Origin of the sequence: Paenibacillus sp. 2KB_20, assembly GCF_052115765.1 — a bacterium.
GTDB lineage: Bacteria > Bacillota > Bacilli > Paenibacillales > Paenibacillaceae > Paenibacillus_AQ.
On the sequence record NZ_JBFRHH010000005.1, the window covers coordinates 118636 to 141925 of the forward strand.

20 protein-coding genes are annotated in these 23290 nt (G+C 49.3%); 13 read left to right on the top strand and 7 right to left on the bottom strand.

Going from position 1 to position 23290, the window contains the following annotated elements; translation table 11 throughout:
* Positions 1 to 209: 209 nt before the first annotated feature.
* Positions 210 to 419: a hypothetical protein gene (locus tag AB4124_RS15195; protein WP_441973362.1), complete on the bottom strand. Its 210-nt coding sequence runs from the start codon at positions 417 to 419 to the stop codon at positions 210 to 212.
* 193 nt (positions 420 to 612) lie between these two features.
* Between AB4124_RS15195 and AB4124_RS15200 the strand changes: the two genes are divergently transcribed.
* The 6 genes from AB4124_RS15200 to AB4124_RS15225 all read left to right on the top strand — a co-directional run bounded on the left by AB4124_RS15200 (position 613) and on the right by AB4124_RS15225 (position 8495).
* A complete protein-coding gene (locus tag AB4124_RS15200) occupies positions 613 to 2844 on the top strand; it encodes a helix-turn-helix domain-containing protein (RefSeq protein ID WP_441973363.1) in 2232 nt (743 codons plus the stop codon).
* Positions 2845 to 3200: 356 nt separating this feature from the next.
* Positions 3201 to 4568 (top strand): ABC transporter substrate-binding protein, encoded by a 1368-nt coding sequence (locus tag AB4124_RS15205; protein WP_430111565.1) that lies wholly within the window; start codon positions 3201 to 3203, stop codon positions 4566 to 4568.
* Between the two features lie 79 nt (positions 4569 to 4647).
* Positions 4648 to 5625 carry a carbohydrate ABC transporter permease gene (locus AB4124_RS15210; protein ID WP_441973364.1) on the top strand — a complete coding sequence of 326 codons (978 nt, stop codon included), beginning with the start codon at positions 4648 to 4650 and terminating at the stop codon, positions 5623 to 5625.
* Positions 5622 to 6461: a carbohydrate ABC transporter permease gene (locus tag AB4124_RS15215; RefSeq protein ID WP_441973365.1), complete on the top strand. Its 840-nt coding sequence runs from the start codon at positions 5622 to 5624 to the stop codon at positions 6459 to 6461. Before AB4124_RS15210 ends, AB4124_RS15215 begins: the two co-directional genes overlap by 4 nt.
* A 26-nt stretch (positions 6462 to 6487) precedes the next feature.
* Positions 6488 to 7492 (top strand): Gfo/Idh/MocA family protein, encoded by a 1005-nt coding sequence (locus AB4124_RS15220; protein WP_441973366.1) that lies wholly within the window; start codon positions 6488 to 6490, stop codon positions 7490 to 7492.
* Between the two features lies 1 nt (position 7493).
* The gene (locus AB4124_RS15225; RefSeq protein WP_441973367.1) at positions 7494 to 8495 is read left to right on the top strand and encodes an aldose 1-epimerase; all 1002 of its coding nucleotides are present in this window, start codon (positions 7494 to 7496) and stop codon (positions 8493 to 8495) included.
* A gap of 145 nt (positions 8496 to 8640) precedes the next feature.
* Here AB4124_RS15225 and AB4124_RS15230 read toward each other — a convergent pair whose 3' ends face one another.
* Genes AB4124_RS15230 through AB4124_RS15240 form a run of 3 tightly spaced genes read right to left on the bottom strand, consistent with a single transcriptional unit; the run spans position 8641 to position 12082 of the window.
* Entirely contained in the window at positions 8641 to 10260 is a 1620-nt protein-coding gene (locus AB4124_RS15230; RefSeq protein ID WP_339292582.1) for an extracellular solute-binding protein, read from the bottom strand.
* 33 nt (positions 10261 to 10293) lie between these two features.
* Complete coding sequence (locus tag AB4124_RS15235) at positions 10294 to 11175, bottom strand: carbohydrate ABC transporter permease (RefSeq protein WP_430111570.1); 882 nt, start codon at positions 11173 to 11175, stop codon at positions 10294 to 10296.
* 16 nt (positions 11176 to 11191) lie between these two features.
* Complete coding sequence (locus AB4124_RS15240) at positions 11192 to 12082, bottom strand: ABC transporter permease (protein WP_237566323.1); 891 nt, start codon at positions 12080 to 12082, stop codon at positions 11192 to 11194.
* 363 nt (positions 12083 to 12445) lie between these two features.
* Here AB4124_RS15240 and AB4124_RS15245 point away from each other — a divergent pair, with 363 nt between their 5' ends.
* Positions 12446 to 14710 (top strand): helix-turn-helix domain-containing protein, encoded by a 2265-nt coding sequence (locus tag AB4124_RS15245; RefSeq protein ID WP_430111572.1) that lies wholly within the window; start codon positions 12446 to 12448, stop codon positions 14708 to 14710.
* Positions 14711 to 14786: 76 nt separating this feature from the next.
* On the opposite strand, the gene AB4124_RS15250 is transcribed toward AB4124_RS15245, so the two are convergent.
* Entirely contained in the window at positions 14787 to 15566 is a 780-nt protein-coding gene (locus AB4124_RS15250) for a 2,3-diaminopropionate biosynthesis protein SbnB (protein WP_441973368.1), read from the bottom strand.
* Here AB4124_RS15250 and AB4124_RS15255 point away from each other — a divergent pair.
* The gene (locus tag AB4124_RS15255) at positions 15519 to 16133 is read left to right on the top strand and encodes a YheC/YheD family protein (protein ID WP_441973566.1); all 615 of its coding nucleotides are present in this window, start codon (positions 15519 to 15521) and stop codon (positions 16131 to 16133) included. The genes AB4124_RS15250 and AB4124_RS15255 overlap by 48 nt on opposite strands.
* Positions 16134 to 16287: 154 nt before the next feature.
* On the opposite strand, the gene AB4124_RS15260 is transcribed toward AB4124_RS15255, so the two are convergent.
* Entirely contained in the window at positions 16288 to 17481 is a 1194-nt protein-coding gene (locus AB4124_RS15260; RefSeq protein WP_441973369.1) for an acyltransferase family protein, read from the bottom strand.
* A 182-nt stretch (positions 17482 to 17663) separates the two neighbouring features.
* Here AB4124_RS15260 and AB4124_RS15265 point away from each other — a divergent pair, with 182 nt between their 5' ends.
* The 5 genes from AB4124_RS15265 (at position 17664) to cpaA (ending at position 22607) form a co-directional block, all read left to right on the top strand.
* Positions 17664 to 18596 carry an AraC family transcriptional regulator gene (locus AB4124_RS15265; RefSeq protein ID WP_441973370.1) on the top strand — a complete coding sequence of 311 codons (933 nt, stop codon included), beginning with the start codon at positions 17664 to 17666 and terminating at the stop codon, positions 18594 to 18596.
* Between the two features lie 202 nt (positions 18597 to 18798).
* Positions 18799 to 20106, top strand: a complete 1308-nt coding sequence (locus AB4124_RS15270) for an ABC transporter substrate-binding protein (RefSeq protein ID WP_441973371.1) — start codon at positions 18799 to 18801, stop codon at positions 20104 to 20106.
* 85 nt (positions 20107 to 20191) lie between these two features.
* Positions 20192 to 21145: a carbohydrate ABC transporter permease gene (locus tag AB4124_RS15275; protein WP_441973372.1), complete on the top strand. Its 954-nt coding sequence runs from the start codon at positions 20192 to 20194 to the stop codon at positions 21143 to 21145.
* 1 nt (position 21146) lies between these two features.
* Positions 21147 to 21971, top strand: coding sequence for a carbohydrate ABC transporter permease (locus tag AB4124_RS15280; RefSeq protein WP_076322921.1), 825 nt, complete (start codon positions 21147 to 21149; stop codon positions 21969 to 21971).
* Positions 21972 to 22121: 150 nt separating this feature from the next.
* On the top strand, positions 22122 to 22607 hold the full coding sequence (gene cpaA / locus AB4124_RS15285) for a capreomycin N-acetyltransferase CpaA (RefSeq protein ID WP_441973373.1): 486 nt from the start codon (positions 22122 to 22124) through the stop codon (positions 22605 to 22607).
* Positions 22608 to 22744: 137 nt separating this feature from the next.
* Here cpaA and AB4124_RS15290 read toward each other — a convergent pair whose 3' ends face one another.
* On the bottom strand, positions 22745 to 23257 hold the full coding sequence (locus AB4124_RS15290) for a GyrI-like domain-containing protein (protein ID WP_441973374.1): 513 nt from the start codon (positions 23255 to 23257) through the stop codon (positions 22745 to 22747).
* Between the last annotated feature and the right edge of the window lie 33 nt (positions 23258 to 23290).

Sequence of the window (23290 nt, forward strand, 5' to 3'; positions counted from 1 at the left end):
TCAAGTGTAAGGAAGAAGTGTTAACGCATCCTCAATAAAGGTCACGGTTTGTGTAAAATGGACGCTACACAGCAAAAAAAGCCGCGACAGCCATGCCGGGCTTCTGTAAGCGGCAGCTGTGTCCGAGCTACCTGCCGCCTTGAAATTACCTTCATATATGCTTTGTGATACTCCACTTATCAGAAGAATTACCCGCTTACTCATCGCCTTTAATCAATGATTCCAAAATGCCTCATCGTGGCTATGGTTATCAATATACACCAACGTATGAACAAGATGGCCCACATGAGCAGAAAGCCCTGAATCAACCGCTCAACCATCCATTCCATCTTCTTGTTCGAAGTATATCTCCGCCTCTGCTTAAAAAGCCATACCGCGAAGACCTTGGGAATATCTCTGAATGTCGTCTTCGGCTCCATCTGCTGCGTCTTCCTCTTTGTCACATTTCCGACAATATTGTAGTCAAATCGACATGATGTCTGATAAACTAACATAAGAATTGCTATTTGTAACAAACACTTCACAAGAATAACAGCCGAAGATCAATTCATGACTATTCGAGGCCATAACGTGTGAATATCATTTATGTTTGCCTAGGAAAGAGGAACCAACATGAATCGTAACTGGTTTACGCGGATGCTCATGCTGTATATCCCTGTCTTTCTGATCGTCCCCGCCTTTTTATTTTTTGTCTTTTCCCAATCATTGAGCGAGAGCAACCGACAGGATGCCGAGCGCTCCAATGCTTTCGTAACCCAACAAGCGATGCTGATGATTGATACGTCGTTGTCTTCGCTGGATCAGAAAATTTCGCTCGAGATGCTGCGTAATCGAAAGGTCATATCCTTTTTCTCCAGAAGCACGGAAAAGGATCTGCCCCTTCAGGTGGACGTGATGAATCTTTTGCGCGATTTAAAAATGACCAACCCCCTGATTCATTCCATCTATATGGTTCAAGCGGATCATAATCAAGTCCTCAATGAAAGCACGAGCTATCCCTTGGATCAATATGCCGATAACGCCTTCATTCGCTCCAAGCTGGAAACACCCAACAGCCATTGGTCGGATATCAGATCATACAAGGAGCTGCCCTCCGACAAAGGGGTGCCGGTCGTTTCATTGACGCGCAGCGTTTCCATCTTCTCGAAGCATCATGGGCTAATCGTCGTTAATGTAAGCGCTGACGCCTTGCAGGGAATGCTTCTTCAAATGCACGATCCGTCTTCCCGCATACTCAGCCTGTATGATACCCAAGGGAACAGCTTATTTGATATGGCAAAATCGAAGACTTCTGTAAGCAAGCCTGTAACCAACAACGGCGCCCTTCAGTCAGACGCGAATTCCGAGTATACGGGCTGGCGCATCGTTAGCAGCGTTCAAGGGGCGGATACCTTCAATTTCATTATTAGCTTATCAAATATATGGTTTATTGCCGGTTTGCTTCTATGTGCCGTTTCGGTTGCCTGGATCGTCTACGTGACGCTGCAAAATTACAGACCCATTCAGCGCCTGGTCAACCAGCTGCAGCAGCTATCCTCCAAGGATGACGTCCCGGAGGAAATCCATAAAAACGAATTTACATTCATCAATTCCAAATTGCAAAATATGATTGATCAGAATAAAAGGTTCCAGTTTCAGTTTGAGGAGGACTTGAAGGCTCAGCAAAATTTTTTCATGTACGAGCTGCTGGAAGGGACGCGCTCTTTCGATCTGAAGGAATGGGAGAAGGAAGCAGCCAAGCACGGCCTGCCTGTGCTGTTTGGCAAGCCATTGGTTTTTGTCCTGGAAATTGATCATCGTTCAGAGTGGAGCGCCAACTACGGTCAGAAGCAGCATGGCTCCCAGCAAAAAGCCATTGAAACGGTCATCCTGGAAGCGGCGTCGGATCACGCCTGCGAGGTAAAACTTCTGTGGGTGTCCTTGCACCAGCTTGCTTGCATTTTGGTCATATCGCCACAAGCGGAGAAACATGGATTCGAGGCACTCTCCTTCACCGAAGAATGCCAGCGCCGATTTGCCGATGCCTTATCGTTCACCGTATCCGTCGGCATCGGGGAGCCGGTTGAGCATCCGGATAATCTGCATGATTCCTATCACGAGGCATTGGATGCGCTGCAAACGAAGCCCGTAAACCGAAGTGCCATGATCATTCCTTATTCGTCCGATGCCTTGTCGAAGGATCACAGCTTTCATTATTTTCAACAGGTCGACCGGATCGTTGACGCCTTCCAACTGCAAGAAGTCAAGTGGAAGACACAGATGCAGACGCTCTTTCAGAATATGCTGGAAGAAGGCATATCCCGACGGGGCGCAAGCAGCGTACTGCATTACCTGACGTACCATTTGAACAAGACGGCTTCCAGTATGAATGACGAATACTACCTGCTCTGGAAAACGGAAACGCTGCCGGCACTCGACCGGGTTCAGAAAGAAATCGACCTGCCGGAAGATTGGACGCAGATGGTGCTCCAGCTTCTGGAGCAATTTGCCGAGCGGCTGGATAAGCAGCGGAATCTGCGAAGCCAGGGAAACCTCGTACAAGAGGTTAAGGCTTATATTGAAAAGCATTATACGAAAGCGGAACTATCCCTTGACTACTTGCAAGACAAATTCGGGATCAGCGGCAAATATCTGAGCAGATTATTCAAGGAAGAGTATGGCTTGAAATTTGTGGACTTTTTGATCGATTTGCGAATTCAGGAAGCGAAACGACTCCTTACGGAAAGCGCATTGTCTGTACAAGAAATTACGGAACGGGTCGGTTACAGCAGCCCGATTTCATTCGCCAGGACTTTCAAAAAAATTACCGGCGTACCCCCAATGGATTATCGTAAAGGCAAATAAAACGGCGCAGACCCCGATATCAAACGAAGGCCGAGGAGGACATAAAAGTCTCCCTCGGCCTTCTCCCGTTCATGCCTTGGTTGCTCCTACCCGCGCAGTGATGCCCTTCACCGCAAAGTAGAAAATAGTTTCTCGTAGAGAAAAGTTTTTTGTGATTAATATTACATACAATTTCCAGTGTTATTTAAATTGCCATCGCGGTAACGTTTACACTGACACTGTATTCACCTTTCGGTTTGTTTTACGAAAAGTGTTTGTTGTCCTGACTTGGCAGCAGGTGTTTTTATTAAGGGCATAGGAACGGCGCCTCACCGCGCTTTCCACAATACTAAAAAGCCAGAAGGGGATGAACTAGCATGGTAGACAAGAACAGAAAGAAAAAGGGATGGACGGCTCTTATCGCTGCAGCCCTTACGTTATCAACCGTATTAAGCGCATGCTCGGGTGGTAAAGACCCGGCATCGGCAAGCAATGGCCCGTCCGAAGGTGATCAAATTACGATCTCGTTCGAGACGTCGGTGTATGCGGAAGAACCTCATAAAAAGGCAATCGATGCGCTCATTGCCAAATATAATGAATCCCACCCTAACGTCACCATCAAAGTTCACGGCACAGACTACGAGAATTACTGGGATAAACTGACCACGGAGATTCTGGCAGGTACACAGGGGGACATCGTTCAGGTATACCCTGAGAATATTGCCACCTATAATGCGCTGCAGAGCGGCGGCACTTTCGTGAATCTCGACGAAAAGATTCAAGCGAGCGGACTTGAGGACAAACTTGTCGGACAGGAACTGAGCAAGGTCGACGGCTCCTATTATGCGCTGTCCAATTACGCATGGGGATCAACCGGCATTTTCTACAGCAAATCGATGTTCGAAGCGGCCGGAATTGATCCTGCCTCCATTCAAACGATGGACGACTTCAAAGAAGCCGCCATTCAACTTGGCGGTGTTAAAGACGGGCAATACGGGTTCTCCAGCGTCATCGGCACACATCCCTTTATCGCCTCGGAATGGTACAGGCTGCTCGCTCGTCCGGTATCAGGAGGAATTTACTTCCCGGACGGCGAGGCAGGCCCTTACGAAGCCGACCGGATTAATGTCAACTCGGCACCGAACGTTTGGGCAGCGGAGTGGTGGCAGGATCTAATCAAGAACCCGCAGGCAACGCCTCCAGGAACCCGCGACAAGAAGGTCAGCCGCGAGATGTTCTGGAATGGGCAAGCCGGCATGATGATGGATGGCCCCTGGTTTATCGGCATGACCAAAGAACGCGATGAAGCTTTAATGGACGACCTTGGGCTCATTCCGCAGCCTTCCGTCGTATACGAAGGCCAAACCTATAAACCGAACCCGCACAATTACCCGATCGTATCGATGATTTCCAATGACAGCAAGCATCCTGATGAAGCTTGGGAGTTCCTTGAATGGATGACATCCCAAGAGGCGCAGCAGATTATCGCCGGCTCTGGCATGATTCCGAGCAGCAAGGAATATGCCGAATCCGAAGAATACAAATCGGAGAATCCGCTGGCTGCCCAATTCTTCGATTTCCAGGAGAATGTATATGCGCCGGCCGTTATGGACCCGCCAATTCCCGAACTCGGCTCCCTCTCCCAAATCCTGATCAATGCCGCGCAGGAAATGTTTGTTGGCATGAAAGACGCCAAGACAGCGCTGGACAGTGCAGCTGAGCAAATGAAGGACACGATGCATTAAAAAACATTCGGATGATCAAACGTTTGAAGCCGCCTGGCTTCGTGGCCGGGCGGCACTTACATCATAAGGAGGTAGGGGAATGAATCCAACGCGAACGGATGTGACAAGCAGGCAAACTCCCTTGCCATTGAAAAGACCATCGAGGGCAAAGCGTTTATGGCTAGAGGAAAAACGACATTTCAAAAAAAATATAGCCGCATATTTATTTATTGCACCGCTGGTCATTACCGTTGCTCTCGTGCTCCTCTATCCGATTCTGAAATCGGCGCTGATGAGCGTGCAGTACTGGAAGGTTGCCAAACCGATTGCCGAAGGCAATCCCTTTGTAGGATTGGACAACTATACAGCCGCGATCCAGTCGGGGAACTTCCTGAAATCGTTAGGCATTACCTTTCTATATATTATCGTGACGGTGGCTCTGCGCTTCCTGCTCGGAATCGGTACGGCCGTCCTGCTGAATATTCCCTTCAAGGGCCGAGGGCTTGTAAGAGCACTGGTGATCATTCCATGGGCCGTACCTGAAGTCGTTGCATGTCTCGTATTTATTCTGATGTATGATTACCAATTCGGCGTGATCAATGATCTGCTGCTGAAGCTCAACCTGTTGGCCAATCCGGTCGCTTTCCTCGGCGAAGCCGACACCGCGCTCTGGGCAGCCATGTTCGTCAATGTATGGAAGGGCTTCCCGTTCGCGGCCATCATGCTGCTGGCCGGTTTGCAAAGCATATCCAAAAGCTTGTACGAAGCAGCGGAAATCGACGGTGCCTCGAAATGGCGCCAGTTTCTCAGCATCACCTTCCCGATGTTGAAGCCCGTATCCGTCATCGTGTTCCTACTGCTTATCATCTGGACCATTAAGGATTTCGGCATCGTATACGTCCTCACCGGGGGCGGACCGAGCCGGGTAACCGAAATACTGACCATCTTCATCTACAGGGCAGGCTTCAAATCGTTTGACTTCGGTCTGGCCTCCGCTGCAGGGATGATCCTGCTGGCGATCTCCATTGTGTTCACCGTCATTTACATGAAAGCGACGAAGGCAGGTGAAATGTCATGAGCAAAGGCCCAAACAAGTTTCTAGTATATGTATGCGCTGTTTTTATTTCGTTGTTTGCCGTGTCTCCTTTTCTATGGATGATCTTGACTTCGTTGAAGCCTCAGGCCGAAATCTACAGCACGCCGCTGACGTACCTGCCACATGAACTTAATTGGAATGGTTACAAGGGAATGCTGAATCCCAATGCGGATGACAGCGCCAACTTTATGAAATGGTTCGGTAATACGGCGCTAGTCTCGCTGCTAACAACGGTGTTCTCCCTTGTCATCTCCGCTTTTGGCGGCTATGCGATGTCCCGGTTCGGCTTCCGGGGACGGATGTCGCTCGGATATATCATCTTGTTGACGCAGATGCTCCCCGGCTCACTGCTCATTATTCCGCTGTACCTTATCATGAAGGATTACAATCTGCTGAATTCCCATCTGGGTCTCGTAATCGCATATACCACGTTTGCAGTACCGTTCTGTACATGGATGCTAAAAGGCTACTTTGACAGCGTATCCCAGTCCATCGACGAAGCTGCGAGCGTAGACGGGGCCAACCGGTGGACAACCTTTATCCGGATCCTGCTTCCGCTCACGCTTCCCGGGCTCGTGGTAACCGGCGTCTTCTCCTTCTTAACCAGCTGGAACGAGTTTATGTTTGCACAGACGTTCATCAGCGATTACGACAAATGGACGCTGTCGGTCGGCATCGCCAGCTTTCAGGGACAGTATGTCGTCAACTGGGATTACCTCATGGCGGGCTCCGTCATAACAACGCTTCCGATCGTGATTGCGTTCTGGCTGCTGCAAAAGCATCTGGTCAGCGGAATGACCGCCGGAGCCGTTAAATAAAGATAACCATTCAAGGAGGGGTCACAATGATCAAATTCGGAATCGTAGGCATGGGGATTCGCGGCAGCATGTTCGCCGATACCCTTAGCCAAAATCCTTATGCAGAGCTGGCTGCGGTCAGCGACGCTTATGAAACAACCCTGAACGCCAGCATGGAGAAATACGGGGTTCCAGGGTATTTGCAGGTTGAGGATATGCTCGAAAGCGAGGCTTTGGATGCCATCGTGATTGCCACGCCGGATTTCCTGCATAAAGAGCCCGTTATGCTTGCAGCACGGCAAGGCATTCATGTCATGGTTGAAAAACCCTTCTCCACCTCCGTCGAGGAAGCCGAGGACATGTACGCCGAGGTCGAGAAGGCGGGCATTAAGTGCCTCGTCGCATTCGAGAATCGCTGGAATTCTCCATTCGTTGCAGTTAAGGAAGCGGTCCAAAATGGTGACATAGGCAACATTCTGACCATCAATACCCGCTTAAATGACACCATCTACGTGCCCACCAAAATGCTGAAATGGGCCGGGGAATCAACACCCGGCTGGTTCCTTTTCCCTCATGCCACGGATATTGCCTTATGGCTGAAAAGCGGGGTTCTGCCGGTGAGCGTTTACGCGGTAGGCACGAAGAAGAAATTAGTCGCGATGGGGATCGACACCTACGATTCCATGCAAACGATCGTGTCCTTCGATGATGGCACGCACGCTACATTTACGACCAGCTGGGTGCTGCCCGAATCGATGCCGCTTATCTACGACTTCAAGGTCGAGATCATCGGCGAAGACGGGGCATTGTATGTCGATTTATCCGATCAAATGGTCCGTAAAGGAGGCAGCGTGTACAGTCATGTCCATACGCTCGGTACACCGATCAACGGCCAATATACTGCAGCACCCAATTATATGCTCCATTCCTTCGTCGATCATATCCGCCTGGATACGATGCCGGAATCCGGCGCAGCTGCCGGTTTGTTGAATACCAAGCTGGTGCATGCCATCCATCGCTCCGTCTTAAGCGGACAAGTAGAGCAGGTGTGACATGGAGACATGCCCAGCAGTTGAACGATGTACATTTCTTGACATGCCTGCAGTTAGGGCCGAGAATGATCGCTTATCCATGACGGTGGTTCCGGGCTGGGGGAGCAGCGTCATCTCGCTGCGGTGGAAACCATCCGACACGGAATTGCTGCGTATGCCGCCTTCCATGACGGAATATGAGCGGACACCCTTGTTATATGGCATTCCTGTTTTATTTCCGCCCAACCGGATCGAAAACGGGAGTTTTACTTTTGAAGGCCGGCCCTATCAATTCCGGATCAACGAGCCGCAGCATCATAATCATGCGCACGGGCTTGTTCATGACCAGGCATGGGAAGTCGGACGCTGCTGGACAAAAGGGAATCGGGCCGTGATCGAAACCGTGTTCTCTTCAAGAAGCCGTCCAACGATCCTGTCGCAATTTCCCCACGAGTTCACCATCCTTCTGCGTATGAGCATTGATGGGGCCTCGTTCAGGCAGACCGCGGAAATTCGCAATAAAAGCACAAGCTCTTTTCCATGGGGACTGGGATATCATACCACCTTCCGCTTTCCCTTCGGAAATGAATACGGTCAGGAACGCTGCACGCTGCAGGCCCCTGTCGGGAAACGATGGGTCCTTAATGACCGCGTGCTGCCGACCGGCGAGCTCGCCCATGATTTCCGCAGCAGAGGCTTACGGGATGGCATCTCCGTCAGTCAGTTTCCGCTCGATGATCTGTTCCTTGCCATGCCGGAAGACCGGAATGAAACCGTATTAACCGATTCGGCGGCAGGCCTCCGGGTTACATACCGTGCGGATGACGCATTCAAGCAATGGGTGCTGCACAATGGCGATGGAGCGAGCGGTTATCTATGCCCCGAGCCTTACACATGTGCTACCAATGCCTTCAACCTGGAACTGGATCCGGAAATCACCGGCATGCAGGTTCTGGAGCCCGGCAGAACCGCCCTGCTGTTCTGTACCATCCATGTAGAAGAACTCTGTTCCTCATCCGATTAAACCATAACAGAAGCGGTCCGTAAGCAAGGATGTTTCCTTGAACGGGCCGCTTCATCATGTAACCTGTTTCACCAATTATTTGGATTAGCAAAAGACGCGATACGGAACCCCCCGCCCCGCGTCTTTCGATTGTCATATCTTCCGATTACTCCGCCTGGTAGCGGTCAAATGCAGCCTGGTAAACCTCCATATATCGGTCCATCCCCATCTTGTTGAGTGTATTCACATACTCTTCCCATTGGCTGAACGAGGCCGAACCATTCACGAATTTCGCTTCCATTTCCTTCACGTAATCCTCGATATCTTTACCGATCGAGGTCATGACGTCCATTTCCTCCAATGTAAAGTTAAAATTGTACAGGATCTCCTTCACGGCATACGGCTCTGCTTTTTCAGCAGCGGCCATTGCGTTAGGTCGTGTCTCCGAGGCTTTGAACCATCTCTCCCGCACAAATCCCGGATAGCTGCCCCCGAGCCAAGTGAAATACTTGGCCAACGCCTGATCCTGCGTTAATCCATTTGGATTTTCCGTAATCTCCTTCACATACTCCAGTTGACCCTCAGCGTTCTTCGTGTAAGTCTCGCCTTCTTTACCCATAAAATAGAACTGGGCTCCCTCATCCCCGTAGAAATAATCCATCCAGCGGATCGTTGCTTCCGGATTCGGGTTCTTATCAGTAATCGCAAATGCACCTACGTGAACCATCGGAACTTTGACATGAGAATAGAGTTGATCTCCATGCGGTCCCTTAAGCGCCCCGAGCCCGATGTATTCTTTTCGTCCCATCACCATCTCCGGATTCGGCACAATCGTGGCACCGAGCAGGCCCTCCTGCCCTTTCGCATTCAATGCGCCGCCCTCAATCGTGAAGATCTCTTTATCGAGCAGTCCCTCTTGGTGCAGCTTGTTTACGAACTGCAGCATTTCCTTATACTCCGGCAAGGCTTTGGTGAAGCGCAGTTTCCCTGTATCCGGATCTATGTCTACCAATTTATGGCCAAGTCCACTTGTACCAAGTCCCCAAGAGCCTTTCAAGTGATCGATGATTCCGGTAATGCCTGTTGAAGCGAATGGAATCTCATCATGCTTACCGTTACCGTTCAGATCGGTTTTCTGGACCGCCTTCAAATACGCATAGAATTCTTCGGTCGTCTGCGGCTCCTTCATCCCGAGCTGATCCAGCCACTCCTGATTAATCCATATCGGTGTACCAATCAACATGGAGAGCAGCGCAGGATCGTAGAAAGAAGGCAGGGAATAAATATTGCCGTCCGGCATCGTCAGCCCTTTTCGAATATCAGGGTACTGTTCCATCAGCTTTTTGAAATTCGGTGCATATTGATCGATCAGATCATTCAGCGGTATAAATACTCCCTGCTCCCCATAACGGGTTAATTCTGCGGAGCTGACCCTTGCGGAGTAGAATACATCCGGATAATCTCCACCTGCCAGCGCTAGGTTCCGCTTCTCTGTAAGGGTGTCGAATGGAATGAGGTTCCAGGTCACATTCACATTCGACATCTCTTGATAGGTTTTCCATACAAGCGTTTCTTCGAATTTGCTCCCGTTTGATGGCGACTTGCCCGTGAAGAACGTCAAGTTAAGGGGCTCGTTCACAATCGGCATGCCGGTCTCGTTAACATTGGCTTGCGGCGTCTCCCCCTTATCCGCTGCACCTTCGCCGCTTTTACTACCGCAGCCTGCCAGCAATCCGGCTGCCAGTACAGCTGCCAATGTAAGTGAAGTCCATTTTCTCATCACCATAAAATTCAATTCCTCCTCATGAAATATCCGTAATCAACCTTTAATTGCGCCAATCATAACACCCTTCACAAAATACTTTTGCAGGAACGGATACAGCAGCAGCATCGGCAGATTTGTCACAATGACCGCCGCATATTTGATCGCTTCCGCATCCATTAGACTTCGTGCCAGTGAATCATCACTGATATCAACCATCTCCTGCATTTGTCCCTGAACCAGAATTTCACGCAGGAACAGCTGCATCGGATAATTCGCACGGTCCGACAAATAGATCAGCGCACTAAAATACGAATTCCAGTGGCCCACTGCGTAGAACAAAACCATGACAGCTAATATCGGTCCGGATAATGGAAGCACAATCCGCAGCAGCACCCGCATGTTAGAAGCCCCATCGATAAACGCCGCCTCCTGCATTTCCTTCGGAATGGAGCTTTGGAAGAAGGTCCGCATGATGATAATGTTCCACACCGATACGGCCGAAGGGATAATAATGCTCCAAACCGTATCCAGCATCCCCAGTTCCTTCACCAGCAAGTAATTGGGGATCATCCCCCCGCTGAAGAACATGGTGAATACGATGATCGCCGTAAAAATGCCGCGGCCGTTAAAGTCGGCTCTCGATAATGGATAAGCCGCTGCGATCGTCATCAGTACATTCAACGCTGTGCCCGTCGTGGTATAGAGCAGCGTGTTTAGAAATCCCCGCATGAGCTCCGAATTGGCAAATAACCGTTCGTAGCCGACAAACGACAGTTCCTTCGGCCATAACCATACTTCCCCCCGCATCACCGTTTCCGGAGCGCTGATGGAAGCAATCAGAACAAAAAATAAAGGATACAGTACAAGGAGTGTAATAAAAGATAGTATAATGTAAATAAATACACCGGCTATTCGTTCACTGCGGCTTTGCGGCATATGCCATCATTCCTCCTTACCATAGGCTGTTCTCGCTGACTTTTCGGGCAATCCGGTTTACGGTAATCAGCATGATAAAGTTGACGATGGAGTTAAACAGGCCGACCGCAGCCGAGAAGCTGTACTGGGCACCCAGTATACCGCTCCGGTATACGTTCGTGGCGATGACGTCGGAGGCTTCCATATTGAGCGAATTTTGCATCAGGAAGATCTTCTCAAATCCGACGCCAAGAACGGAACCGATGTTCAAAATGAGCAGAATGGTCATCGTTGGCGCGATCCCCGGCAGATTAATATGCCAGATTCGCCGGAGCCAACCCGCACCATCCACCTTGGCCGCCTCATGCAGCTGCGGATCAATCCCGGCAAGTGCTGCCAAGTAGATAATTGAGCTCCAGCCCATGCCCTGCCACACGCCAGACCACACGTAGATGCTCTTGAACCAGGAGGGCTCCGTCATGAATGCGATCGGCTCTCCGCCGAAGGAGGTGATAATCGAATTGACTAGGCCGCTGACCGGCGACAGGAACATCATGATCATGCCAACGACGACCACCGTAGATAAGAAATGGGGTGCATAAGTTACGGTTTGTACAAATCGGCGGAACCGGCCCGATCTGGCTTCATTAATCATCAAGGCCAGGATAATTGGAATCGGAAATCCGACCGCCAACTCATATAACCCGATACCCATCGTATTTTTAATAATCCGCCAAAAATAAAAGCTGTCAAAAAAGCGTTCAAAATGCTTGAAGCCCACCCATGGACTATCCATGATCCCTTTGTTCGCAATAAAATCCTTAAATGCAATCTGGACGCCATACATGGGTACATAATGAAATACAATGAAGTATAACAGAACTGGTGCAAATAAAGCGTAAAGCTGCCAGTTTCTGCGAACCTGCATCATCCAGCTTCGCCAAGCACTTTTCTTGCGAATGTTTGAATGCGCTTCCACGGTGTTAAGATGACGTTGTAAAATCGGCAATCCCCCCTCTTTCGTCTATGCGTCTTCGTGTGTCCCAAAGGTCCACGTCTGCATCATAAACGACCCGAACGCATAAAGGGTATTGACCATTTTAATGATGTCTCGCCTTTCATTGGATGACTGGGCAGAAGCGCCGTTTTCCTAAAGCATTGCTTAAAATCTAAAATATTGACTATCCATTTTTTACGAACGATTAACACGAACCGGGCACAATCCTTAACACTTGTCCTATATAATGTTGTGAAACCTTGGACGTCAGAAAAACACAAAGGGGGGAAGGCTGTGAATTGGATCAGACATAAAAGTCGCAGTGTATTCTTTAAGATTTTTCTGAGCTTTCTGGCCATCATCGTGTTATTCGGATTGTTCTATATGGTCATCTTCCAGCTTTTTAAGACCAGCCTGCAAAAAGAAATCATCGACACCAGCCAGCAGGCCGTTCACGATTCGGCGGAACGGTTCACCAATCAATTCAGCAGGCTTCAGGTGCTGATGTTTGATATATACAACCAATCCGAATTAATCGGCTTCAATAATCAGCTTCGCAACCAGGCGGGAAACGAAGTGAATTACTTGAAAGCCCGAGATGTGATGATGCAGATGCGGAGCGATATCTATAACCCGTTATTCTTTCTGGAGGATACTCTGATTTATCTCCGGGAGTTTGATTTTGTACTGAGCAAATCCGGAAGCGGCGATGCTTCCTATATGTTCAATCGTTCCTATGCAAGTTCGATGTATCCTTATTCATTCTGGAGCAGCTACGAAGGCCATCAGGAGTCCTTCAAACTCCTCCCTGCATCAACCTATCGAATCAACAACGATTTGTCCGAGAAAAAACTGATGCCCTTTGTCTATAAACAGCCGGATAGTCCTTATGAGGTCATTGCCCTCATCGATATCGACAAGGCTGCCCAGTCCTTCTTCGGCGAGTCGGTTGATCGTGCACTCGCCATTCTGAATGCCGAGGGCCAAGTGCTGTATACGCTAGGCTCCATGAACCAAGATCAGCTTCCGTCGTTTGAAACCGGACAGAAAGCCGTGCTGAAGGATGGAACCTACTATTTTGCCGAAGCCGGATCCGACGGACTGACCTATGTCTCGGCCGTACCTTACAGCCATGTCTCTTCTCAGTTAAGCCGGTTAACCGGCGGTTTGCTGCTCATCTTCTGCCTGTCGCTTGGCGTGGCGCTTGCCGCTTCCTATTTCCTCAGCCGCAGATTGCACAAGCCCGTGAAGCAGATTCTAACCACCGTGCTGAACAGAGCCAACAGTACATCCATGCCGGAATCCGGCAGCATCACGGAATACGATCTGATCCAGAATCGTATTCAAGAGCTGTTCCGGGAGAAGGAAGAAATACGGGAGCGCATGAACAAGCATAAATCGGTTCTAACCAGTTACTCTTATATCAGTCAGTTGAAGAGCATCAATACCGATATCAGCGAGTGGGAGGACTTCCTGTCGGATGACGGAAGCTTTATCGTGGTTCTGTATCACATCCGTTTCCGGATGAATCCGGTTTATGAGCTCCCCCTCCAGACCGATCAGGCTGTCCGCCATATCCTGGAGCATATTCATCTGATCACGGCTGAGCGCTATCCGGGGTCTCATACGTTCCAGATCGAAAAGAACGAGATTGTATCTATCTTTAAACGGGAGGAAGCCGCCCGCCTGGAGGATCTTCTGCTGGAAATCAAGGACATGTTAAACGAGGAAAATGAATTGTTCCTGGTCACCATCGCCGTCAGTTCCCAGGTGAGCCATTCGTCCGAATTCAATCAAGCCTACCATCAGGTCAAAGGACTGGCCGCGCAGGCACAGCTCCTGGAAGAATCCCAGATGGTAACCAAGCAGCGGGTTCTTCCAACCACCGTCAATCTGAGCCCGTCACAGGAAAAAGGACTGCTGGACGCCCTGCAATCCGGCAGCGACAGCCGCTCCTTGCAGATCATCGACCAGGCGCTCGAAGCAATGCAGCGTAAGGAGGCGGGCATCGCGCAATGTCGTTTCTTCGCCGATTCGGTCGCTTCCAAGATTCTAAGCTATATGGAGATGGCCCAGATAGATAAAACTTCTGTCCAATCCTTGAAGCGGTGGAGCGCAAGGCTGGCAGAATGTCATTGTTTATCTGATTACCAGGGGGTATTCCGTCAGCTCGTCGAAGCCTCCTGCGCCCTCATTCGCAAGAAAAAGGATACCGGCGACGAGCCGCTCATCGCCATGTTCATGAACATCATCCATAACCAGTATGCCGATGATCTGTCTCTCGACTATTTGTCAGCCAAGCTGAACTTGTCGAGCGCCTACCTCTCCGTCTATATCAAGGAGAAGACCGGTCTTAACTTCAGTGATCATCTGCTTGGCATCCGCATGAACAAAGCGAAGGAACTGCTGGCGTGCACAGACTTGACCGTTAATGAGATCAGCCAGCGTGTCGGCTATCTCAACATTACTTCCTTCAACCGGACCTTCAAGAAGGCCACCGGCATAACGCCGGGCGCTTACCGCCGGCAGCATGTGGTGCAGACCCATGCGAGCGGTTAAAGGTCTATCTTAACAACAGGGCCCTTCGTTCCGCTATACAGCGGAACGAAGGGCCCTGTTATTCTAATATGGATCGCTATCCTTTATCCAACCCGATGCCTTTCCCAAATCGCTTAGCTTCGTGATAATAGTAACTGGCTATGCCAATATCGAATACCGCTAACCCCATAGGGTTGAAGAAAACCGTTTCATGATCGTCGTAAGCCGCCAGGCCGTCACGACATAGAATATCTGAAAGCGTCAGGACGTCGGATTCCTGCAATCCCGTCATCAGATGCAGTTGTTCCACATCCGTGTTCTCACGGCAAACCTCCATCCATTCATCGACAACAATGGCCTTGACCCCGGCTACGCTGTCTGTTGTATAATCCCGCAGCGACACATTGAGAAGCAGCCTCCCCTTCGATGGCTTCTCATTGATATATCGCTCTTCCGAGACGGTGCATGTGGCAAGAACATCGGCGTTTCGGTAGACAGGCTGCCAAGTATCCGCAATATCTGTGATGTTCCGAACCTCCTCAGGAACGGTTGCCGGATCGATGCCTTTGAGATCGTATAAATGCACACGTTCCAAGCGATCCCCCAGCAGCGCCCTCCACATCGCGAGGTGCATCTGCCCCACTGGCCCCCAGCCAATGATACCAATCCGTACGCTCTCGAGCCGCCTGGCTTCAATGAAGGCTTTCAGCATTAACCCGCTTACCGCAGCTGTCCTCAAACCATTCAGCAATCCGCTATATATGACAGCCACGGGCTCACCGGTCAACGGATGATTAAGGATTATCGTGTTATGCGCTCTCGGCAGACCATGCAGGCTATTGCCCGGGAAGCTTGCGATCCACTTGATGCCGGACATATTTACATTTCCTCCAACAAAAGCTGGCATGGTTCTTATCGAGAACTGTGCCGATCATTTAGTAAACAAATAGACAGCAAGCGCTATCTGATCCAGAGAGGAATACATTTGCTGACATATGATCATCGCCCTTTCGACCTTCGTGTCATGATTCAAAGAAACCCGGAGGGGGAATGGGAGGCTACCGGAACGGTTGGACGTGTCGCCCATCCGAGAAAAGCGGTTACCAACGGCAGCCAAGGCGGTACGATTTATGCCGCAGACCGACTTATTCGCGCAAGTGCGGATGATGCGAAGACAGACGAACTCCTTCAAGAGATTGACCGTATTGCCTTGGCAGTGGCTGCTGCCATGAGCCATACTTATCCTGCATTGAACGAATTGGGACTCGACCTCGCAGTAGATCGCGACCTTACGCTCTGGATACTGGAAGTGAACACGCTCCCTGATCCATGCCCATTCACCAAACTTAAACAGAAAGACACCATTGAAAAAATCGTGTCCTATGGAAAAGCGTACGGGCGCTACTATCCCTTGAACTGTAAAAAATCGAAGCAGGGTATGTAAGACATATTCATTTCATGTAAGGAGGAATAGCAAAAAAACCTTCGGTTATCGCAGCCTGTCGAGCCTGGGATCAGGTAAAATACCCAAACTCTATCGGCCGCGGACCAGAAGGTTTTTTCTCATGTATAAATGGGCTTATTTGATATCCTTAGTCTTAGTCTGCCTTTACGGATTGCTCATGAGGGACATGGGCATTGAGCGCTCTCCTCTTCCGGCTGGCAAGCCATTTCTTGCTCCAGCGCGACAGCAAAGATAAGACGTTAACGTCCACTAGCCGGTAGAATACATGGGCAGCGCCAAAGATCACCGGAACCGTGATTAGACTCGTCACGATTACATTCCACCCATAGGAGAGAAATGTGCTGAACAGAAGAAATAGATGGCATCCAAGTGTACAGATGATCGTGAAGTGCAATAGATAGAGCGAGAACGATATCTTTCCCAGATAGGCAAATAACTTATGATGAAACAACGCTTGCAGCCATCTCGAATTCAGCAGGGCTATCAGAATCAGAAACGACCCGATCACATGATAAAATGCAAAAAATTCGAATCCATCCGATTCCCACACGAGTATAGAATAGATTGTTCCCTCCGGATCCAAGTATGGATAAGAGCCAAGATAAATGCCAACCGTGATCCATGTGAAGCTCATCCATGGTGCATTGAAATAAGACAGCCAATCCCGATCGCTATGCTTCAAGTCTGCGAGCAGCATCCCCAGCACAAATCCCAGGTAGTAAGAATCGTTGAAGACGTAGATCAGGAGAACATATGCAGCATAACGGATCACCCGTCTCCCACACAGGACAAGAAACCCAAAAATCAGAAACGATCCGAACAGCTCATATGTCATCGTCCAGAGCACCGGATTGTACTCCGAGCCATACGTAAAAAAGGTATGAAACAAGCCTTCCTTCAGCATGACCAACAGATTTGCGTCAGCGGCGAACGGATCCGGCATCGAGGATAATGTCATTCCGCGTACTTTGTCGTATGCTCCGAGATCCAACACGATGATCAGATAAGCCAGGAAGACGGATACCAAGGCGGGTGCGGCCAAACGAAAATAGCGGCGAATGGCAGACGAATAAATGATGAGCCTGTCCCCGGTTTGAAAAAAACGATAGCTGAGCACATATCCGCTCAACACAAAAAACAGACAGACGGAAAAGTTGCCGTTAAACAGCAGATTGAACGGTGTTCGCGCGGCAATCCCCTCGAAAGCGAAATGCTCGATCTCCTTCCTCCCCTCAAAAACAGACGGTGCAAATACCTGAAAAAAATGAGATACAACCACAATCAAGGCAGCTAAACCTCTCAAACCATCCAAATATACAATTTTCATAACAACCCCACGTTCCCCTAGAAATAGGATGTTTGCGAATGCGAAACATATTTCAAAGGGCAGGAAGAGGAATGCTGTACACGATTCGTTTTTCAGGGATAATCATCTTTAAGAAAATGGCTGACTCATAAACTGAAAGCGTTTTCTTAAATCAAAGGAAATCAATAGGGGAGGGTAAAACATTGAGTATTTATTGGAGTCAGGTTGATATTGAAGAACTAACGGGATCAGGTGTCGTTTATTTTAACTCAAAGATGGAAATGTTGGAAGGTCTTCCGTGCAAAATGTATAAATTGACCTATCAACAGAGCTTATGGACGCATTGTCATGATTATTTTCAGATTTGGTATGTGGCGAAAGGAGCATTCCAACACACCGTTAATCAACAGGCGTACGAGATCTCCAAGGGCGATATTTTTGTTATACCTCCGTTTACCCTGCACAGCGTCAGCATTTCACCCGATGAGGACATCGAGATTTACGGATGCGAATTTATGCCAGCCTTCGTGAACGAGAGATTTCAGGAAATGCCAACAGATCATACTTTTTTCGATGTGGGGTTTCTGGAATACTTTCTGCGCAAGGAAATGAACGCCCAATCCAAAATAACGCTGGACAGCGTTACCGACGTAACGGTTCAAAATGTCTTGAAGGACATGCTGATTGAATACGAGAGACGAACCCCTTTTTTTCAAATCTCGCTCAAAGCGAAACTGCTTGTCCTCCTCTCGATTCTGGTACGGCAGGTCAACGGTGAACTGCTCAGAGAAGGGTTCGAGAAATCAGAGAAATACCGGGGAATCATGACAAGAGTCGTTGATCATATCCATAACCACTACCAGGAAGATATGAATCTGAATAATCTATGCACCCTATCAAATTTATCAAGGTCCACGTTCTGCATCCTCTTCAAAGAATGGACAGGCAAAACATTCAACCGGTATCTCACCGACCTGAGGATTCTGCAGGCCATGATGATGCTGAAGCAGCCGGAGTTAACCGTTACGGATGTTTGCTACTCTAGCGGTTTTAATGAACTCTCCTATTTTTGCAGAATCTTTAAAAAATACACGGGTATCTCCCCCACCGACTTTCGTAAACAAGCGATCAAATAGAACGTTCAATGCCATACGATAATCCTATTTTTGAACACGATAGTGAAATGAAATGATTTTTTTACATGCTACGATATCCATAATTCTTACAAATAACTGGATCAGGGCCGGTTGTTTAGTCAACTGTTTTGGGGAGGGAATTGATAGAACTTCGTATTACGATTACACGATTGTACACGATTGCTCAAGGGGAGGAAGAGGAATGAAGAAGAAACATTTGATATGGAGTCTTATTCTATTGTTCTCTATCGCAACAGGGTGCTCTGGCGGTAATCCGCCGCAATCGGGCAGTGATGCTGGTGACAAGCCATCCGATAATCCGCCTGCCCAAGATGCCGTAACGCTCGACTTCTGGTACGGCTGGACCGGACCGGAAGCGGAAGCGCTGGAACAATTGATTGCCAAGTGGAACTCGGCCAATCCCGACATTCAAGTAAAAGGCCTATCCCAAAGCGACTATCAGAAACAGCTTACCGCGATTACCGGGGGCAATCCTCCGGACATCGCATCCCAATTCGGACAAAATGTCGTGCCATGGGGGCTGCGCGGCGCCATGATGCCGCTGGATGATTATATAACGAAGGACGGCTTGGATCTTAAAGACTTCGTGCCGGCTGCCCTAAGCACTTCCCAGCATGAGGGCAGGACGTATGCGATCCCGACGGCCATGCATGTATCCATGCTGTTCTACAACAAGGATATTTTGCAGGAAGCCGGTTATGACGGTCCACCGGAAACGATAAGCGAGCTTAAAGAATATATCAAAAAGCTGAGCATCGTCGAGGATGGCGGGCGCCTCCAGCGACTCGGATTGTGGCCCGGAATGGATGCGTATACGTTCAGCTATGCCTTTAACGGATCGTTTTATGATGAATCGACGCAGCAGGTGACGCCGGACCATCCCGGGATCCAATCAGCGATTAAGCTCTCGAAGGAGATCTGGGATCAATACGGTTCCGATAATCTGGATCGATTCTCTTCCGGGCTTGGCCAATACATGTCAGCACAGAATCCGTTCTTCTCGGGCAAGTATGCGATGACGATCGATGGAGAGTGGCTGCCCACCTTCATCAAACAATACTCGCCTGATCTGAATTACGGCATTGCCCCGATTCCTTATGATGAGAACAACCCGGAACTTCAAAACTCCGGAAATGTGACTACCAGCGTATTCTATATCCCAAAAGGCGTCAAAAACCCGGACGCTTCCTGGAAATTCATTAAATGGATGACCGAACCGGAGCAAATGGCCGAATTTACGGCCGCCCTTGGGAATCTCCCAACGAGAAACTCTGCTTTCTCCAATCCACTCTATGAAGATGTGCCCGGATTCAAGGAATTCCTCGACTATTCGGGAAGCGAAAACCTGAGGTCCTTCCCGGCTTCCTCCTACGCGAACGAATACATGACGGAGTTCAGCGCGCAATATGATGCTATCCTCCGAGGTACCGTCAGCATGGAGGAAGGCTTGGACAAGGTAAAGGCAAAGATTCAGCCACTGGTGAAATGATGAGCTAAGCAGGCTCTGTCCAATGCAGCGATGCATTGGGCGGGGCTGCATACTAAATACTTGAAGCGGAAGGAGAATCGCGAAGATGAGAGTCTCCACAGCAGCGAATCAACGAAAACCCATATCAGGCTGGTCCAGGAAGGAACGTCATTATGTATACCTTGGCCTGGCGTTCGCCTCTCCTTGGATTATCGGCTTTCTGGCTTTTACGGTCTATCCGTTCTTCGGTTCGCTCTATCTGAGTCTGACCGAATACGATTTATTCAGCCCTCCCAAGTGGGTAGGGCTTCAGAATTACGAGCAAATTTTTGCGGATGACCGCTTCTATAAGTCGCTCGGTAACACCTTTTTTATGGCGTTCATATCCGTGCCGATCACGCTGATCGTCTCTCTGCTGATTGCCGTGATGCTCAATTTCAAAGTAAAGGGGATCAATTATTACCGCACCATCTTCTACCTTCCATCCGTCATACCCATCGTTGCAAGCGCTCTATTGTGGACATGGATGCTGAACCCCGACTTCGGTTTGGTTAACATGGCACTTCGCACTCTCGGTTTAACGGACCCGGCGTGGCTGCTTGATCCACGGTACACAAAACCGTCTCTTATCCTGATGAGCCTGTGGGGCTCGGGTGCAGGCGCTTTAATATTTCTCGCCGCTCTCCAGGGCGTGCCGAGACAATATTATGAAGCGGCTCAGGTAGACGGAGCGAACTGGTGGTACCGGTTCTGGAAGATCACGGTCCCTGCCCTGTCCCCGATCATTCTTTTTCAGCTCATCATGGGATTAATCGGAGCCTTTCAAATCTTTACGGAATCCTACATTCTGGCTGGCGGCAAGGTAGATGGAAGCGGCTCCTTGGGCGGTCCGGAACAGTCTCTGTTGTTCTATGCGGTCAATCTGTATCAGGAAGCTTTTGTCTTTCTGAAGATGGGTTATGCCTCGGCGCTCGCCTGGATTCTGTTTATTATCGTATTGCTGATTACGTTCATCCTATTAAAAACGTCAGGCCGCTGGGTCTATTACGGAGGTGAGTAACATGGCTGTCAAGTTGCGCGTTATCCTACCGCATTTGGTCCTTATTCTATTCGCTGTTATCTTCCTGTTCCCATTTGTATGGCTGGTGATGACCTCGTTGAAGACGCCGGAAGAAATACTCATGTTTCCGCCGAGTATCCTGCCTGAAACGTTCCAATGGTCGAATTATAAAGAAGCCCTTCAAGCCATTCCTTTTACACGCTATATGATGAACACGTTTCTGATTTGTATGGTGAATATCATCGGTCAGCTATTCTCTGCACCGCTGGTAGCCTACTCGATTTCCCGCATTCCTTGGAGGGGCAGAAACATTATCTTTACCATCGTGGTGGCGACCATGATTCTGCCGGCTCAAGTGCAGATGATCCCGCAGTACATCATCTTCACCAAGCTCGGCTGGGTGAATACGATCATGCCGCTGACCATCGGCGCATTCTTCGGAGCACCGTTCTTCATCTTTTTGCTTCGGCAGTTCCTGCTTGGCGTACCGACAGAATTGTCCGAGGCAGCGAAGATCGACGGTGCTTCAGAGCTGCGGGTTTATGTCCAGATCATCATGCCGATCCTGAAACCGGCTCTGGCCACCGTCGCTTTATTTTCTTTTGTGTGGTCTTACGTGGATTTCATGGGACCGCTCATTTATCTGAACGATTCGGTCAAATGGACCATCACCGTCGGCCTGCAAAGCTTTCAGCAGGATCACGGGGCGCAGTGGGAGAAACTGATGGCGGCTTCCACCATCATGGCGATTCCCATGATCCTGATCTATTTCTTCGGACAGAAGTATTTCATGAAATCGGGATCGGCACTAACCGGGTTCAAATAAGCTGGACCTTCGGAATGGATGCCTTCTCTTTCTCAGCATGGACCGGGCGTATGCCCGGCCATGTACGGGAAGAGAAGGTTTTTTACGTTTCCAAATCGAAATAAAGGATATGGAAGAAACCTATATCAACAAACCCAAAGGATGAGAATCATGCCTCTTCGTATCACGGCCATAACCGAAACGTTCGCCGAGCAAATTATGCAATGGAACTATGAACCTCCCTATGACTTCTACAACAGCGAGCCGGATGAGGAGTTTCGGAAAGAACTCCTTGAGTGTTCGTATTACGCCATATTGGACGAGGAAGGGCAGCTCTTAGGCTTTTGCTGTACAGGCTCATCTGCCCAAATTCCGTTTGCGATCCCGTTAGGTGCATATGACGAGGATCTGCTGGATTTTGGACTTGGCATGAAACCGGAATCGACCGGACAAGGTCGGGGAAAAGAGTTCCTCTCGTTCGTGCTGTCGTCCATCGCTGAAATTCACAATCGCCAATCGTTTCGACTGACCGTTGCCAAATTCAACGAACGAGCCATTCGCTTGTATACCCAGCTGGGTTTCTCGGAAGTAACATCGTTTGATTATGGCGGCACTACGTTCATAACGATGATTAAGATGCCGGTCTCTGGATTGTGAAATAAAGAGGGTGATCCCGCTGCGGGATCACCCTCTAGTTCGTTATTGGCAAATATTGCTAACTTCCGGATTGGGTCATATCACCCGGATTAGTCGTTTCCACTCCAAGCAATGGAGCAGTAGCCGATTCTTAACCGCTATTCAATAGCGATGTAAACGTCCACCATGGTATGGGCAAGATCAAACTGCTGCATATCATAGCGTTCGTAATCGCCGGTATACGTCCTTTTTTCGGCTGATTGCTGGAAGTAACTCCAAATTGCATACCACACCTCAGGGACAATTTCCATCAAAGGGCCACGTCTTGTCCGGAATACCATGTACTTGGCTGCTGGGACGGACGCTTGCTTCAATTCCTCCGAAGAAGCTGCAGCAGCCACGTCTTCCTCTATCCTGTTGCCGATAATCAAGGTGTATTCCCCGGATGCGTCGCTTTCGTAATCGGTGTACAAAGCATATATGGCTTGATCCTTATCAGATAACTGTGCCTGCAAACCGCTTTGGAAATACCGGTCCCATAACTGCGGTATCTTGCCTTGCGGTCCTGCCTCCGCTTCATTCGTCGTTCGAACGCCGACACCCTGAATGGACATGGCGGGTCTAGTCTCGATCCATCGTTCACTTTGATTCTGCTGTTGACTATGACTCACGTTGTTTCCTCCTTGTGATGAATATATTTCTAT

Excerpts from the sequence above, each read along its gene's own strand:
- AB4124_RS15225 (WP_441973367.1), top strand. The coding sequence starts at position 7,494 with ATGGAGACATGCCCAGCAGTTGAACGATGTACATTTCTTGACATGCCT.
- AB4124_RS15275 (WP_441973372.1), top strand. The coding sequence starts at position 20,192 with ATGAGAGTCTCCACAGCAGCGAATCAACGAAAACCCATATCAGGCTGG.
- AB4124_RS15280 (WP_076322921.1), top strand. The coding sequence starts at position 21,147 with ATGGCTGTCAAGTTGCGCGTTATCCTACCGCATTTGGTCCTTATTCTA.
- AB4124_RS15235 (WP_430111570.1), bottom strand. The coding sequence starts at position 11,175 with ATGCCGCAAAGCCGCAGTGAACGAATAGCCGGTGTATTTATTTACATT.
- AB4124_RS15205 (WP_430111565.1), top strand. The coding sequence starts at position 3,201 with ATGGTAGACAAGAACAGAAAGAAAAAGGGATGGACGGCTCTTATCGCT.
- AB4124_RS15270 (WP_441973371.1), top strand. The coding sequence starts at position 18,799 with ATGAAGAAGAAACATTTGATATGGAGTCTTATTCTATTGTTCTCTATC.
- AB4124_RS15210 (WP_441973364.1), top strand. The coding sequence starts at position 4,648 with ATGAATCCAACGCGAACGGATGTGACAAGCAGGCAAACTCCCTTGCCA.
- AB4124_RS15215 (WP_441973365.1), top strand. The coding sequence starts at position 5,622 with ATGAGCAAAGGCCCAAACAAGTTTCTAGTATATGTATGCGCTGTTTTT.
- AB4124_RS15195 (WP_441973362.1), bottom strand. The coding sequence starts at position 419 with ATGGAGCCGAAGACGACATTCAGAGATATTCCCAAGGTCTTCGCGGTA.
- AB4124_RS15220 (WP_441973366.1), top strand. The coding sequence starts at position 6,488 with ATGATCAAATTCGGAATCGTAGGCATGGGGATTCGCGGCAGCATGTTC.
- AB4124_RS15260 (WP_441973369.1), bottom strand. The coding sequence starts at position 17,481 with ATGAAAATTGTATATTTGGATGGTTTGAGAGGTTTAGCTGCCTTGATT.
- cpaA (WP_441973373.1), top strand. The coding sequence starts at position 22,122 with ATGCCTCTTCGTATCACGGCCATAACCGAAACGTTCGCCGAGCAAATT.
- AB4124_RS15250 (WP_441973368.1), bottom strand. The coding sequence starts at position 15,566 with ATGTCCGGCATCAAGTGGATCGCAAGCTTCCCGGGCAATAGCCTGCAT.
- AB4124_RS15200 (WP_441973363.1), top strand. The coding sequence starts at position 613 with ATGAATCGTAACTGGTTTACGCGGATGCTCATGCTGTATATCCCTGTC.
- AB4124_RS15255 (WP_441973566.1), top strand. The coding sequence starts at position 15,519 with ATGCAGGCTATTGCCCGGGAAGCTTGCGATCCACTTGATGCCGGACAT.
- AB4124_RS15240 (WP_237566323.1), bottom strand. The coding sequence starts at position 12,082 with ATGCAGGTTCGCAGAAACTGGCAGCTTTACGCTTTATTTGCACCAGTT.
- AB4124_RS15230 (WP_339292582.1), bottom strand. The coding sequence starts at position 10,260 with ATGGTGATGAGAAAATGGACTTCACTTACATTGGCAGCTGTACTGGCA.